The following is a 15,215-nucleotide window of genomic DNA, read 5'->3' as shown; positions in this document are numbered from 1 at the left end:
GAGTCATCCCCTTGAAGTGGCGTCTCAGTCTCCTGGCTGTCCTCATTTGCCTGGCCTCGATGTGGGCCGGATGCGACTACTCCAGCTCCGATTTACCGCCCGCCGCGACCAGTGCCATCAACACCGAGGGTGAGCAGGACGGCACGGCTTCGTCCGCGACTGCGGGCGATGCCGGCTTCAATGACATGAAGCCGACGATTCTTGAAAGCGTGATCAGCCTGATTCAGTCGGCGGCCCTGAAGCCCGGTGGCGATAATTTCAAGCTGGCCGTCCTCAAGTTGAACACCTATTTCGAGGACATTCCCCGGTCCCAATTTGCCTTGACGCCCGAGGTTCGCGGCTACCTGAAAGCGTCGAAGTTGCCCGAGCAGGTCATGGCGGGGTTTGAGCGAACCACGTTCGAGATGCCCGACTCGCGGCACCTTGAAGACTGCATGCTCTACCACGGGATCGCCACCCGGATCGGTGGCAATGGCGACGACTTGACCCGGGTGCGCCGCGTGTTCGATTGGATGATCCGCCAGGTCCAGCTCGCGCCGGCCGGTACGCTCGCCGCCCCGGGGCTCCCCCAGGCGCAGGTCCGCCCCTACGACATGCTGTTGCGCGGGATGGCGACCGAGGCGGACGGCGGCTGGTCCGAGCGGGGATGGCTGTTCATGTCTCTCTGCCGGCAGCTCGGGGTAGACGTCGCCGTCTTGACCTACCAGCCGAAAGACGCGAAGGAGCCGATCTCCTGGATCACCGCGGCCCTGATCGAAGGCAAGCTCTACCTCTTCGATCCCCGGCTCGGTATCGAGATCACTGGCCCCGACGGCAAAGGGGTGGCCACGCTCGATCAAGCCCTGGCCGACCCGGAGGTGCTCGGTCGGCTGAACGCTCCGGGCGCTCCGCCCTATCGCCCCACTCACGAGTTACTGGCGGCCGACACGACCAAGATCGGCGCCTTGATCGACTCGAGCCCGGGCTACTACGCACCGCGGATGCTCCTGTTGGAGAAGAGCCTGCCGGGCAAGTACCAGACGGTCCTCTACCGCGATCCGGTCGCTCAGAGCCAGGAATTCACCAAGGCTATCGGCACGCACGCGGGGGACGTTGCTCCTTGGCCCCTGCCGCTGATGGTCGAGACCATGCTGTTCACCAGCGGAGAATTCGTTCAGGCGACCCAGCACGCCCTCTTCCTGTTCCGGCCGGAGTTCCCCTTGCTCTACGCCCGGATCAAGCAACTCCGGGGTGAGCTGCCCGAGGCCGTGAGCGACTACATGACCTTCCGGTTTGCCGAGAAGCCGGTCCTGATGGATAAGAAAACGCCGATGCCTCAGGAGATTCAGGATGCGCTGAATATGTACTCCACTTATTTCCTGGGTCTGGCAAAACTGGAGCAAGAGGACCTCGGTCGGGATCAGAAGCACCTCGATCGGGCGGAACTGTTCTTCAAAGCCACCCTCAAGGTTCTCCCCGCCCCCGGTCCTCGGCAGCCTTATTACTACATGTTCCGATGGGGAGCGCAGAGCAACCTGGGGCGTTTGAACGAGGCCCAGGGCGATTTGGCGTCGGCTGTGGCCTATTACTCCGAGGCCGATGCGACCGCCCAACACCAAGGCAATCTGCTTCGGGCTCGCGACCTGGTCCTGAACGATCCGTTCGCTCCGCTACCAGACCCCTTGCCTTCGGCTCCGTCATCCACGCCGAATGCGCCGCCCGAATTTCTTAAGCGAACTGAGTGACGTCGACCACTGGGATGCCTTTCCCTGGGACCGCGGGCGGGGCCCTCGCGGTCCCAGGGAAATCGAATTCTTTAGTTTGCCTTCAGCAGCTCGTGCTCGGAAAGCGTGACGTGGCGGACCGAGAACCCGCCCCCTGACGCGAGGCTTGTTGTGTGCGAGACCGGTAAATCCCACGAGCCGATGCGCTGCCAGCGCTCCTGGACGGTTTCGACCCTTTCGAGGTTGCCGGTCGAGGCGTCCCAATGGTGGACGACGTAGCTGTGCGGCAGGAACTTGCCCTCGGCGTTCCGGTCGTTGTCGAGCACGGTGATGGTCATGTTTTTCGGCCCGATGCGCCGGTTGACCACCCGGATTTGCTGATCCTTGATGCGATAGCTTGACGCGAACCGGCCGCCGTCGAAGGTCAGGAGTCGGCCAAGCGGATGGTCTTCTCGATCGTCGGCGAAGCGGAGGACCGGCTTGTCCTCGGGGTCGGCCGCCTCGGCGCGGCGGTGCATGGCGAGCGATTCGAACTGCTCCTTGAGCCAAGGGCGGGCGACCGGGTCGTCGACTTTCAACTCGACCTTGCCATCAGCCAGGAACCGGACTGAGCCCGAATAAGGGCGTCCATTGGATTCGCCAGCCAGGTTGGCGGAGAAGCCGGGGAACTCGTTCCACTGCGCCCGCGCGGCCAGGGCCTGTTCGAAGAGGGAGACCGCCTCGGGGTCGGCCTGCCGGGAGCCGAGCGGCCAGGCAAACGCGAGCGTGGCGAACTCGCGGATCTCCTCATAGGACTTGCCTCCCGCCTCTCCCGAGCGCTGGATCGTGTCCCGCGCATAGATCGAATACGGGCCCGGGGCGGGGGGCGTCCAGACCGCTGTTCCGTCGGGGCCTGCTTTGGCTTCCGACTCGGTCAGGTCGGCATCCACCGCGTGGAAGACCACCCCCGGTACGGGCTTGCCCTGTTTGAGGAGGACCAGGTGAATCTTGTCCCCTTCGATTTGGCCCATGATTTCAAGGGGGATCATCTCCCCGCGTGCCGTCAACTGGTTGAGCGCCTCGGGGTCGCCCGCGATCGCCTTGGGGTAGTGGCGGAGCAAGAACGGAACTTCCTTGGGGCGGGCGAGCACCCCGTATTCGCACGACCCTACGACCGACAGCGTCTCCGCGTCGGGCAGGGGAGCGCGGAGCCGGTCGACCCCTTCGCGCACCTCGAGCGGCTTGAACGAACCGGGGGCCGTTTGCACCCACAGCTTCGTGCCGGCGATCTTGCTGACAAACGACGGGTCGCCCGCCTCCGCCTGCTCACTGAAGTAGACCTCAGCCGATCGCCCGGCCTCGGCCGCCGGGCCAATCCGGATGAACAGGAAGTGGGCACAAACCGTCATCACTAAAGGCGATAAGGTGAGCATTTGAATGACGTCCTCACTCTGCGAAACTGTCGCGGTCATCCCAAAGGGGCAAGTCTTCGTCAGCCTACCCGTCGGGACCGCGGCGGGCAACCGGCCGTCGTCAAGCCTCGATCGGGAGCGTGAGCACGAAGCTCACCCCGTCCGGGCCGTTGGCACCGAGCCGCAAGTCGCCCCCCAGGGCTCGCGCCAGGCGGCGGCTGAGGGCCAGTCCCAGGCCAACGCCAGGCGCGGAATGGGCGGCGTCGTGGGCCGATTTCGAGAACGGGCGGAAGAGGCGGCGGATCGCTCGGTCGGGCAGGCCCGGACCGTGGTCCCGGACTGAGACGGCGAGCCTCGCAGGCGCGACCGCGAATTCCAGCTCGATGCGCCGATCGTCCGCGCGATTGGCATACTTCGCGGTGTTGTCGACGAGGTTCGCCAGGATCTGCTCGACGAGCGAGACGTCGGTGCGGATCCGGACGTCGGGGAGTTCGTGACTCACCACGAACTCCATTCCGCCCCGATCGGCCTGGGCCGCCAGCGCCGGTTGAACGCGCGCGATCAGGTCCGCAACCTCGAGGAGATCGCGGCGGTCGATCGACCGTCCCCGCTCGATGCAGGCGAACGACAGGACGTTCTCCACGAGGTGGCCCAGCCGCTCGGACTCGTTGCGGAGGGTCTGCAGGTAGGACGCCTGCGTCTCGGGGTCACGAACCATCCCCTCCGCGAGCATCTCGGTGTAGAGCCGGAAGGTTGTCAGCGGCGTCCGCAGCTCGTGGGTCACGGCCGAGACGAAGGTTCCGCGCCGCTCGCTTAAAGAAAGGGCTCCACCGAGCAAAAGCGCGACGGCCCCCGCGGTGAGAATCAGGCAGGCCCAGGTGATCCCGAGCGAGAGGCGAACCGGTGACCACGAGGTCCGGACTTCCGCCTCAGCGGGTGGCATCACCAGCCGGGCGGGGAGCGCGGCGAGTCGGCGGGTTGGCGCTTGATCGTCGGCTTGCACCGGTTCGAGAGTCGCGTTTGGCACCAGATCGACGACGCTTGCCAGCAACTCGGCGCGGATCGCCTCCCAATCCAGCCAGCAGCCTTGAAGGAACGTCTTGGGGCCGACCCGGACCCGACGCCCTAAAATCAAGGACTCGCCGATCCAGGCGGCCTCCATCGGGGCTTGTGAGACCGGCTCACTGGTCGCGAGTAACCGCTCGGGAGCGACCGCTTGAGCCCTTGTTTTGTTTCGATAACGCATCATGTATTCGATCGATCCGCGCGACTGCTGGCCTGGGTCGGTCGCGGCCTGATCCGGAAACATGCCGAGGATATCCGTCGATTTGCGGGAGGGGGTTGCCTGCGGTTCGCAGCAGAGGTCCATCGCCGGCTCGCTCACCAAGCCTCGCAAGCGAGCGAACCGGTGGGCCGCGGCGTCCAGTTGACCGGGGGGGAGCAGCCGCGACTCGGCGAGGGCCCGCATGTTCCCTTCGGGGACTTGCGGGGAATTCAGGCGGCCATCGGGACCGAACTGGAAGTGCAGGCGGATCCGCGGTGAGGTGTAGGTCAGTAACGGGGAAGCGACCAGCACGTCCCCTTTATTCACGGCCTCGAGCATGTGCGTATAAGCACGTTCGGCGGGATAGAACGAGGTGTAGGTGAAATAGGGGCGCATCCCCTCTTCGGCGATGAGCGGCGCCAGCGCCGAATCCATCCGCCACAATGCGAGCTGCAAGTTCTCGTCGCGGGCCGCCTGGCGCCGGATCCGCGACTCGGCGCGTTCCAACTCGAGGGCCACCGCACTCACTCGGGTCATCGCCACGGCAGCCAGGGTGACGCAGAGGCCGAACGCGAGCCAGATCCAGCCGGGATGCTTCCTCATGGGGTTACGTCCCCGGCGCGGAGCATGTAGCCGAGTCCGCGCACCGTCAGGATAATCCGCGGCCGTTCGGAGTCGTCCCGCAGCTTCTCGCGGAGTCGGGCCACATGCATGTCGATCGTCCGGGTCGTGATTCCGGCCGGGTCGAGCCCCCAGACATTCGCGAGGATCTCCTCGCGAGAGATCACCCGTTCCGTGTGGCTGGCGAGGTAGAGGAGCAACTCGCTCTCTCGTTCGGAAAGGTCGCTGCGCCCGCCATCGTCGAACCGGACCTCACGCCGCTCGAGATCGGCCAGGCCCCCGAGGAACTCGACGTGGCGGACGCCTGGCGGCCGACCGGGCGATCGCCTCAGGACGGCCTCGACCCGCGCCAGCAACTCGCGAATGCTGAATGGCTTGGTAATATAATCATCGGACCCTGAAGACAGTCCTCGCACGCGGTCGTCTTCCGAAGCCCGGGCCGTCAGGACGATCACGGGCAGGTTCGGCCGGGCGAGCCGGACCTCGCGAAGGATATCGAGCCCATCGCGGCCGGGCAGGACGAGGTCGAGCAGGAGGAGATCGCAATCGGCAGCGAGCGCCGCGCGACAGCCCGCGAGACCGTCGCTCGCCTCCAGAGTGGCATATCCGGCGAACGCCAGGGCGTCGATCAGGCCCCGGCGGATCGCCGGATCATCCTCGATGACCAGGACTGTCTTGCCGTTCATGGTCTACTCGAACCGGATGTTGGCGCGGGCTGCTTGTTCGCGGACCGCCTTGAGGATCACCGTGTCGAGCGTCTCCTCACTCCCGGCCGCCTGTTTCTTTCGCTCGGCGGCCAGGAATGTCTCACGCTCCCGGTGCAGGGTGAGGATGCGTTTTTGGACCGTCTCGCGTTGGGCGGACTTGTCGTTGAGGCAGGCCAGACGTTCGGCCTTGCTGAGCTTGCGGAGGTCCGCCGGCAGGTCGTCGTCCTTCAGGTCATCGAGTTTGCATTTGCCGGTCTTGATCGCATCGATCAGGTCCCATGTATCGTTGCAGTAGACGTTCAAGGAACTCTTCGAGACCGCGCGCGAGGCGAGGACGCTGGGGGACACCGTGCTCGCGTTGGCGTCCTGAGCGGCCTGCCGCGCCTGGCCCTCGAAGCCCATCCTACCATAAGGGACATACGTCTTGTTCAAGTCGAGGCCCAGTCGCCTGATCTCGTCGTCCTGCGGGCAGGGGATCGCCACGACTTTGTGATTGTGGTCGATGCTCATATACCGGCCGTCGGCCAGCACGGCCCCGGCGCTCCAACCGGTCTGTTCGCCCTCCGAATTCGGGCCGCAGAAGATCGTGTTGACGATGATCCCTTTCTTGATCGCTCCGCGGCAGGCTCCATGGTAGTCAACGGACCCTTGGGTGAACGGCTCGTTGCCCGCGATGAAGATCGCCTTGTAGACTCCACTCGCCCGACTCCAGGTGAGCTGGCTGGTGGCATCGCGAATGACCTGCCCGCAGAACTCGCTGCCCCCTCGGGTCTTCAGGGCGAACAGCTTCTCCGAGACCGTGTCCAGGTCGTCGGTCAGGGGCACGACCATGCGGACGAAGCCTTCCTCGGCCGGCAGGTTATCGTTGCCGTACTCGTAAAGCGCGACTTCGATCGAAGCGGGCCGGCCATCGCGCTTTGCGTGAATGAACTCATTGACCACACTCCAGAGTTGACTCTTCGCCTGGTCGATCAGGCCGTCCATGCTGTTGCTCGTATCGAGCAGGAGGGCGATCTGGATCGCCGGCCCCTTCGCCTCCGCGGCGCCGAGCAGGCCGAGCCAGCCGGATACCGCAAATGCCGCGATCGTCAGGATGCGCTTCATGGGTCGTCACTCCTTGGGATTGAGTCATTATTTGTGGATGTGCAGACACGGTCCATTGAAAATGAAATGGGTCGTCATTTTGGGGTCAGCTTGACCTTGTGGGCTGCCAACAGTTCCTCGAGTCGAGGCATCAGCACGCTGCCTTCGAGGGCACCGTCCCGGGCCGCGACGGCGAGCGCCGATTCGAGCCGCGAGTCGTTCAGCGCGACCAGCGATTCCAGGGCCGCTCCCCGCACCGGTTGCGAGGCGTCAGGGTCGGCCACGAGCGCGGCGAGTCGGTCGCGGATCTCGTCGGACTTGGCGGCGGGGCCGGCCAGGAGTTTGCCGGCGGCGCGGGCGGCCGCGATGACAACCTCGTCGTTCCGGGACCCGAGGCTGTCGAGGACGAGCGGCAGCGCCTTGCCGATTTGCAGGTCGCCCAGCGCGATCAGGGCAGGGGCCACCAGCGGATTCCTCCGGTCGCCGGCCAGTTCCAGCAGCCGAGGTGCGATGTCGGCCTGGCCGAGCCGGCCCAGTGCCCGGATCGCGGCGGCGTTCCAGGCGAGGTCGTGGCTGCTCTCCCAGATCTTTCTGAGCTCGGGGACAGCCTTCGGCTCCTGGATCGCGGCCAGCGCCTCGACGGCCGCATCCTGGAGTTCCGGGGCCGACATATGCTCGATCGCGTACGGATAGCCACCGCGGAAGCCGTGGCGGCCGAGGAACTCGGCCATCACCAGCTTGCGGTGCAGGTCGGCCTCCTCCCCCAGGTGGGGCGAGAGGAGGCTTGCCGCATCGTTCGTGTCGATCCGTCGGAGCGCTTCGCTCGCTTGCCAGCGGACGTTTCCAAACCGCGGGTCGAGCAGGCCGCCCAGCGCGGGGCCGAGGCGGGGGTCGGCCACCTTGACGCAAGCGGTGGCGAAGGCGAGCCGTTCGCCTTGGTTCTCGATCCGAGCCGAGGCTTCGACGAGCGCTGGGGCGGCCACGTCGCGCGGCAGTTCACCGAGGAGGGTGAGCTCACTGCTCATTCCAAGTCCTGCGTCCGACTGACTGATGAGTCGCTTCAGAAGTCGACGCGCGGCCTCTTGGGGAGCGAGTACGCCAAGTGCCTGGCCCGCGGCCGCCTGGATCTCGGCGGGAGCGTCGAGCGGCAGTTGATCGAGGAACGTTCCCATGGCGTCACGCTGGTCGGCCCGGCCGCTCCGGCCGATGGCTCGCAGCCGCGCCCCGAGTTCGGCGAAGGTGGCCGCGGGGCGGTCGGCCCGGAGCCACTCCAAAGCTGGCTCGACGCGACGGGCCGATTCGCCCGCCGCGCCCAGCGCATGGAACAGGGCGACTCGCACGCTCAGGTCAGGCCCGGCGGTATCCAGCGCGGCGACGATGGACTTTACCGCCTGTTCACGCAACCCGCCTTGGTGGAGATAGTCGGCGTCGAGCAGCGCGGCTAGGGTCGTGGCCGTGACCTCGCGGACCTCGGGGGCGGGATCGCCCAGGAATCGCGAGACGATCCGAGTGGCGTCGGGGATCTGAGCCCCGAGCAGGGCCCGACGGCGCAACGAGAGGAGCAGGGGGTGGCGTCCCGGTCCTTGGCCTTGCCGAGGGCGCTGAGCAGGGTCGCCACCTTGACGGTGCGGTCGCGAGTCTGGGTCACCGCGAGGAGTGCCTCGACAGCGGGCAAGAGCGGGTCGGTCTGATCACGGAGGCGAGGGATCGACTGCTCGAGCGAACCGGCCGTGTTGCAGTTGAAGTATCCCGGCCCCTGGCGTCCCAGCAGGAGGAGCAGCAGCTGCCCGGGTTCGAGCCGACCGGCCCCCCCGGCAAACTGCTGGGTTCCCAGGTCCTGGCCGGTGAGCAACAGCGAGTCGCGAGCGAAGATTCCCTTGATCGTGCGAACCGGTTCGAACCGGAATTGCTGGGTGACGACCTCAGTCTTGCCGCCGTACACGACCTTGGACTCGGTCACCCCCACCAACCTCACGACCAGGATCAACTCGGCCCGCGCGATCGGATCCTCAAGGTCGAGGATCCCTTGCTTGACGGGCCGGCGGGCCGGCGCGGCGATCGCGGACTTGGGTTGCTCCTTGGCAGCGGCGGCCTCCTGAATCGCGAATCCGCGGTGCGATGCCGACGTGATGAGGAGCACGATGGTCGAGACCAAGGCCCCAAGTGTGGCAACCCCGGGGCCTCTTGAATGAGTCTTGGCCAACATCCCGATCTCCTTTGTATTGGGATTTGAGAATGGGTGCGTCAGCCCGTTCGGCCGCGCCACGGCCTCACGTGCTTCACGCGGTCCGCGCCTTCGTGGCGGGGATTGCGTCTCTGTAGATATCCTACGGGCGATTGGCCGATTCGAGTGTCACAGCTCTGTAACATCACCCTGTGACGAGCCACTCGACCAATTCGGCTTTGCGTTCGCAAACTTGAGTTTTTGGGCTCTTCCGCGGAATCAGTGGGTGGAGTGTATGGGAGGATGAACCACGGAGACACGGAGGCACAGGGAAGAGAAGAGAGGGGGGGGAGGAAAGCGTTGATCCAGAGGATCGTTCGTTTGATTCCCTCCTTCAAGACGGGGACGTTGAAGTTCAGGAGGAGGCCGAGGCGAATCTTGCTGAGTTTCAGGTACGTCAAGAGTTGCGCCTCGTGGATCGGGACCAGTCTTTCGACGGTTTTCAGCTCGATGACGAGGCATTTCGGGATGACGATATCCATGATGTAACCACAATCAAGCGGGACGTCCTTGTAATCGACAGGGAGCTTCTGCTACCTCCTACGTTCCGCACATCTCTGGTTCATTATCTCCGAATTTCCGGCGGCCTGCAATTTCAGCGATCGTAGGCCGTCGCCATGCCAAGCAGGTTCAGAATCTGGCGTTGCAACTTGGAGAGCTCGGTCGTGAATTCCACTGGCGCTTGCCCCTCCACGATCAGCTGATGACGCTGCACCTCCTCGAACAAATCAATCACCCGACGTGCCGTCGGGCGATGGCACGCTCGACCTTCCGGGTACAGAGGCACACTCTTCACACCATCGCGTTTCATCGCCGCACGCAGTTCCCGCTCCAGCAGCGCCTCGGTCAACAGGGCCAAGAAATAGACGCAAAGCAGCGACTGGATCCGCCCCACGTTCTGCAGGTACACGGGAGCCACTTCGAAGTCTGTCTTGAGTTGCGAAAACCGCTTCTCGATTACCGGCTGACGCTTGTATGCTAATAGCAATTCTTCCTCAGTAAGCAATAACTCGTTGGTGATTAGGGGAAAGACACCGTCGACGCACATTTCCGCCGCGAGAGCAACATGGTCGATGCGGTAAGTCAATGCGATGCGAACGGTCTCCTCTTTCACGTAGCGCGTCTTGTCGTTGGGACGGCCACGCCCCTCCTGACGGTAAGTTTCCTCCCGTTTTTCCACGACTTCGACTGTGATCCACCGGGCCAAGTCCCGCGGCTCCAGGATGGCCGCGACCGCCTCCTTGACCTTTCCGAGTTGGCGATAGCGGCTACGCGGCGAGCTGAGTTTTAACCGCAGTTCCGACAACGCCAGCAACGCACGCTCCACTTGCTGATGACGTGATGATGCGTCGACTTCCGCTTTCCGTGTGCTGTGACACCAGATCAGACGGTAGCCCTCGGCACTGAGGGTCGCCTGGTCGGCCACGCTGTAGCGTTCCAGGAGAACTCCCTTCTCATCCCGCTTCTCATGGATCGGCTTCCAGGTCACCTGGTCCTGGTACAACAACGCGCGGAATTCGCCATCTTCGGAGCGGGTACGAGGCAGGATGCTCAGGAATCGGCCGCCGTGCTGGTGCAGGTAAGCCATGTTCTCGGCGGTGGCGAGCTTGCAGTCGGCCACATAGAGAAAGTCCCGTCGCCCGGTCAACTGGCACAGCAGGTCCCAGGTGGCACGATGAGTGCGGTCGTCGGTGGTATTCCCGCTTTCGACGCGGAAGTGAACCGGTACGCCGCCATCGCGAGTGACGGTCAGGACGTAGAGCAGTTGTTTGAGGTCAGGGCGATGATCCTTGTTGTGCCCCCAGGTAATGGCCTGGGTCTTCTGGCCCCGCATCAGGTCCTCTTGGGCCGCCTCGCGATAGTCGCCGTGGAAGGTGATTGTGGTCGAGTCGTTATGGAGTTCGTCCAATGCGACGTTGAACTCCGCCACGGCATGGGTGGCGACGGCCAGGGTGAACGAGGGGACATTGGCGTCGAAGAGTCGGTCGAGACAACGTCCGACGCGGTCGTCGTTCCAGTGGGGCAGTTGGGCCGGGGTCAGAGCGAACCACTCGGCGGGGTGGCGACTCGCCCATTGGCCGACGCCATACATGGGTTCACGGGAGACGAGAAGGTTCTTGAGCAAGAGAAGGAGGCCGGTGGAGGTGGCGATCTTTTGGCGGGCATCCTCGGGGGGAAGGTATTGGCGGAGGAAGTCATCCAGTCGAAGTCGGCGGATGATCCGATCGAGGATGGGAAGGGCGCCGAGCCGGAAGGACTTGAGGGACTGACCGCCGGTGTGGGCCGCCTCGCCGGGACTGAGATCGGGAGCGGGATTCGACTGGCGCGGTCGTTTTTGTTCTGGCATGGACCATGGCCTCGAGAGGGATCAAATCGTCCTCGACATGCCCGCGATTGGCGACAGGCGTCGGGTTGTGATTCCCGTCGGCATGATTGTCCGAGAGTCGAGCGGGTCAAGGTGGAAAATTTTGTTGACTTGCAGAAATAATTACGCCTTGACGTAAGTCTAGGCCCGCAAGACTTACGTCAAAAGCGAATCCTCAAGTTTGACTCCGAAAGGAGGCAGGGAACGGTTGGGACATTGCCTTGCATGGGAAACAAGCGAAGAATCGATGGGGAACGATCACGATGGGTTGGCGGGACGAGGAGGCGTGATGTGAGCAAGTCAGTGGCGGAGATCATGGAAGGAGCGGGTCGCGGGAGCCAATACATCAGCGTATGCCAGAAATAGCAGGAGGTGAAAATTCCGAGAAATTGCAGGCGAGATGTGCGGAACGTATGCTACCTCTGGAACAAGATGTTGTTTTGCCGCAATTCATAACACGAAAATTCTTCGTACGCCGACTCCAGCAATCCCGGCGCGAGCACTCGATGAACCTCGATTGCCGATCCGATCACCCGACCCGTTAAATCCTGAACATTCAGGACTCTTCCCTCTCCTCTGTGCCTCCGTGTCTCCGTGGTTCATCCCATTTTCATCGGCAACAGGAACATCCGGGCCCGGACACTACGCCCTGAGCCGAACCACACCCACCGATTTTGCTGAGGAGCCAGTTTTGGGGGGCGGCTTAGCAGACGCTGCCATGGCGCGAAACCTGGTGGACCATGCCCACCCTACAAATTCAATTTGCTTAGAAATGTGATTTAATGCGAATTATGCTGTGGTGTCTTCCATTCGATCGTGGCGTGCCAGACTCTTCCGGGGATTTCCACGGGATGGGGGCTGAGGACGCTCCAGACGGCGTGGGCGGTGCCGGTTCCATCGTCGGTGATACAGGACTGATCATCGTCCGAGACCCGATCGAAGCCCGCGGGATTGATCAGCTCCGTGCCGACGTGGGGCACGCTTAACAGGAGCGGCTCCGACCAATGTCGACCATAATCCTTGGAACCGCGATAGTAGTTCCGCCAACGGTCGTTTTGACGTTCCATCCAGGTCAAATGAACCATCGGCCCCCAGGCGGCGATCGCGGGCATCCGGACCGCTTCGGGGTCGCGGGTCGAGAGCATGCTCGGATCGTCCCAGCGTGACCAGTTCATGCCGCGGCGGACGAGAAGCTCCTTCCCCAAGGCGGCGACGAATGCCACGTGGAGGTTCGCGTTCCCATCGACCGCGAGAACGGGAAAGCGCTCGCCGTTGAATGGATGATCGCGATCGGGCTGGAGGTTTCCCACGAGTTCCAATTCGGTCCATGTCTTGCCACGATCGGCCGTGGTGGAGACGACGCTCCGCGAGCCCTGTCCCTCCGCCACGCCACTGACCGCGAGTCTCCCCGCGTCGTCGGTCACGACCGCGAATGGAATGGTGTGGGGCAAACCGCCTGGTTCCGGGAGCCGCGACCAGTGACGTCCTCGGTCCTCGGAGTGGTAGATCCCGAGAGCATGGCGAAAGGCCGCCTTGAGCTTCTGTTTGAGGAGCGGGTCGTCACTATTGAGTGGCCTTTTTGGGTATTCGGCCGTTCGTTCGGAGATTGAGGCTGCGATCACCAGTCGCTTTCCGTTCGGGCTGATGCCCAGCACCGGGCGGTCGGCGCCTTCCGCCACCGTGATCGGCTGATGCCACGATTGGCCGGAGTCGACCGAACCGCGGAGGATCAGGGATCCGTCGGGGACGGTCGTGTGGACCAGAAAGAGGCGGCCGCGGCGATCGGTCTGGAGCCACGGATCGGCCATGAAGGCGGAATCCGCGGGCCAGTTCTCCAAAATCACCGGTTGTTGCCATGAGCGGCCACGGTCGTTCGAACACCATTGGATGAGACGGTGATTCATCGTCAGATCCAATGACTCGTGATCGATGACCACGACCCGGTGCTTGTGATCGGCGATCACGACCGGTTTGGCCGGAGTCTTCTGGGTGGCAGGCAATGGTCCCGAATCCATCAGGACCGGTCGCGCCTGCTCGGCGAATACCGGCGGTACGGGGAGAAGTTCCTGGTCACCCGGCGTTGAATCATCAACAGGCTTGTGATATGCGTTTAACAAGGTGCCAAAAAGGAAGATGATGCCGAGGATCCACGAGGTGCTACGAGATGTCGGCATGACGACCTCTTCACCGAGAGAATCAGGGTGGAGACGCGCTGGGCTTCGGTTGTGCGACAAGTGTAGCAGGAGGCGGCCTGCATGAGAAGTGGCCTGGAGGCCGGTCCGGGTTGGTCGCTTGGAGACGGATCGTTTCGGCACTTCTCTCGTGGCATCAAATGCTGTCTGGTGCGCGATTCAAGGCGGGAGCGGCACCGTCGCGGACGAAACGGTCGACCAAGGGCGGCGACGAAGGACTGGTCACGTCGGCCGCTGGAACTCCGCTCAGCAACCCCAGCCGGCACCTTGGAGTTGATGTGGACCGATGGATTCACGATCGCCCCGGTGATCTCAACGAGCTCCATCGTGTTCTCCCTTCCTCCGCGTGCGTCCGTCTCCCGGCCAAATAATCAAGAGATGTAAATTTCGTTGTGATCATGGCGAAGTCATTTTAGGGGTTCGTACGGCTCCATGTGTACGAGGACTCCGACGACATCGGGAAATGCGGAGCGGATGGCCCCTTTGACTTTACCGCTCAGGATATGGGCATCCCGGAGCGGGAGCGTCGGCTCGGCCTGCACATGGAGGTCGACGAAGTACTCGGTCCCGAGTCGTCGGACTCGGAGCTTCTCGATGGCTTGAACGCCGATGACACTTCGAGCCGCCGCGGCGATTTTTTCGGTGGGGAGTTCCTCCGGCATGCGGTCCATGAGGTCGCGGATTGCCGGTCGGAGGAGGAGCACGCCGTTGAAGGCGATGATGGCCGCCGCCACGAGGGCCGCCCAATCGTCGGCCGACTCCCAGCCGGGGCCGCCCCAGACGGCCACCGCGATGCCGATGAAGGCGGCGGCCGAGGTGAGCGCGTCGCTCCGATGGTGCCAGGCGTCGGCCTTGACGGCGGTACTCCCCGTCTCCTGGCCGATTTTGAACACCTTGCGGGAGAGGATCTCTTTGACGACGACCACCACGGCGATGACGGCCAAGGTGAATGGAGCGGGGGTATGATGCGGCGTGACAATCTCGCCGACCGCCGCGATCGCGATCCCGAGCGCCGCTCCGATCAACATGAGCGAGACCACCGCGGCGGCGAGGGTCTCGGCCTTGCCGTACCCATAGGGATAGTCCTCGTCGGGAGGTCGGGTGGTGATCCGGATCCCTCCCCAGACGATGAGCGAGGAGAAAATGTCCGCGGATGACTCGATAGCGTCGGCGACCAGGGCATAGGTGTGGCCGAGGATGCCGGCCGTGAGCTTGACGACGACCAAGGCCGCGTTGACCCCAAGACCCGTCAATGCCGCGTGCATTCCCCGCTCCGCTTGGCTCGGCGCTGGCTGGACCGGTGGTGTCGCTGGTTCGGTGGGTAATTTCATGCCCCCATTGCAACGCGGCGCGGGTCCTTTGGCCAGACCGACCCGAATTCTCGGAAGCCGGCCGCGTGCCGGCTTCCGCCGAAGAGTCGGCTGTGACTGAGATCTGCCAAGGGGTTACGCAGGCGGCCGGCTCATGGGGCGGTGCCAGGCCGACAGTACGTCTCCACGCCCTAGTTGAATCTGTCACGGAATAAAATGCGCAAACTCAATGAAAATTAAATTCATAAAAATTGCGTGTAATATGAGGTTTGAAGGCCAGGCATAAAACAGATGTGTGGAAAATTGGATTCAACTGAATTGGTCCTCTTGAAAACGGCGAGCGATCGCGACATAT

General features: G+C 63.5%; 11 protein-coding genes and 1 pseudogene. 1 reads left to right on the top strand and 11 read right to left on the bottom strand.

Annotation, left to right across the window (positions count from 1 at the left end; all coding sequences use genetic code 11):
* The first annotated feature begins 11 nt into the window (after nucleotides 1-11).
* Complete coding sequence (locus BUS42_RS16930; protein ID WP_074308133.1) at nucleotides 12-1,724, top strand: hypothetical protein; 1,713 nt, start codon at nucleotides 12-14, stop codon at nucleotides 1,722-1,724.
* A gap of 71 nt (nucleotides 1,725-1,795) precedes the next feature.
* Here the strand turns inward: BUS42_RS16930 and BUS42_RS16925 are convergent, their stop codons facing one another.
* From BUS42_RS16925 to BUS42_RS16875, 11 genes and pseudogenes are all read right to left on the bottom strand, one after another.
* Entirely contained in the window at nucleotides 1,796-3,115 is a 1,320-nt protein-coding gene (locus tag BUS42_RS16925) for a DUF3386 family protein (RefSeq protein WP_074311156.1), read from the bottom strand.
* 100 nt (nucleotides 3,116-3,215) lie between these two features.
* Complete coding sequence (locus tag BUS42_RS16920) at nucleotides 3,216-4,961, bottom strand: sensor histidine kinase (protein WP_074308131.1); 1,746 nt, start codon at nucleotides 4,959-4,961, stop codon at nucleotides 3,216-3,218.
* Nucleotides 4,958-5,665, bottom strand: a complete 708-nt coding sequence (locus tag BUS42_RS16915) for a response regulator transcription factor (protein WP_074308130.1) — start codon at nucleotides 5,663-5,665, stop codon at nucleotides 4,958-4,960. Before BUS42_RS16915 ends, BUS42_RS16920 begins: the two co-directional genes overlap by 4 nt.
* A gap of 3 nt (nucleotides 5,666-5,668) precedes the next feature.
* Entirely contained in the window at nucleotides 5,669-6,790 is a 1,122-nt protein-coding gene (locus tag BUS42_RS16910; RefSeq protein ID WP_074308127.1) for a vWA domain-containing protein, read from the bottom strand.
* A 74-nt stretch (nucleotides 6,791-6,864) separates the two neighbouring features.
* Nucleotides 6,865-8,322 carry a HEAT repeat domain-containing protein gene (locus tag BUS42_RS16905; protein ID WP_254053563.1) on the bottom strand — a complete coding sequence of 486 codons (1,458 nt, stop codon included), beginning with the start codon at nucleotides 8,320-8,322 and terminating at the stop codon, nucleotides 6,865-6,867.
* A complete protein-coding gene (locus tag BUS42_RS45150) occupies nucleotides 8,211-8,975 on the bottom strand; it encodes a hypothetical protein (protein ID WP_254053562.1) in 765 nt (254 codons plus the stop codon). Before BUS42_RS45150 ends, BUS42_RS16905 begins: the two co-directional genes overlap by 112 nt.
* Nucleotides 8,976-9,013: 38 nt before the next feature.
* Nucleotides 9,014-9,511, bottom strand: a pseudogene (locus BUS42_RS46510) (GxxExxY protein); the annotation flags it as partial.
* A gap of 77 nt (nucleotides 9,512-9,588) precedes the next feature.
* Nucleotides 9,589-11,340, bottom strand: coding sequence for an IS1634 family transposase (locus tag BUS42_RS16895; protein WP_083670021.1), 1,752 nt, complete (start codon nucleotides 11,338-11,340; stop codon nucleotides 9,589-9,591).
* A 434-nt stretch (nucleotides 11,341-11,774) separates the two neighbouring features.
* The gene (locus tag BUS42_RS46505; protein WP_083670259.1) at nucleotides 11,775-11,918 is read right to left on the bottom strand and encodes a GxxExxY protein; all 144 of its coding nucleotides are present in this window, start codon (nucleotides 11,916-11,918) and stop codon (nucleotides 11,775-11,777) included.
* A gap of 219 nt (nucleotides 11,919-12,137) precedes the next feature.
* On the bottom strand, nucleotides 12,138-13,532 hold the full coding sequence (locus BUS42_RS16885; protein WP_074308123.1) for a sialidase/neuraminidase family protein: 1,395 nt from the start codon (nucleotides 13,530-13,532) through the stop codon (nucleotides 12,138-12,140).
* A 425-nt stretch (nucleotides 13,533-13,957) separates the two neighbouring features.
* Nucleotides 13,958-14,815, bottom strand: a complete 858-nt coding sequence (locus BUS42_RS16875) for a cation diffusion facilitator family transporter (RefSeq protein ID WP_083670257.1) — start codon at nucleotides 14,813-14,815, stop codon at nucleotides 13,958-13,960.
* Nucleotides 14,816-15,215 lie beyond the last annotated feature (400 nt).

The sequence above is a fragment of the Singulisphaera sp. GP187 genome (assembly GCF_900129635.1).
Taxonomy (GTDB): domain Bacteria; phylum Planctomycetota; class Planctomycetia; order Isosphaerales; family Isosphaeraceae; genus Singulisphaera.
Note: the sequence above shows the minus strand (reverse complement) of the source record. Positions and strands in the feature narration are given on the sequence as shown.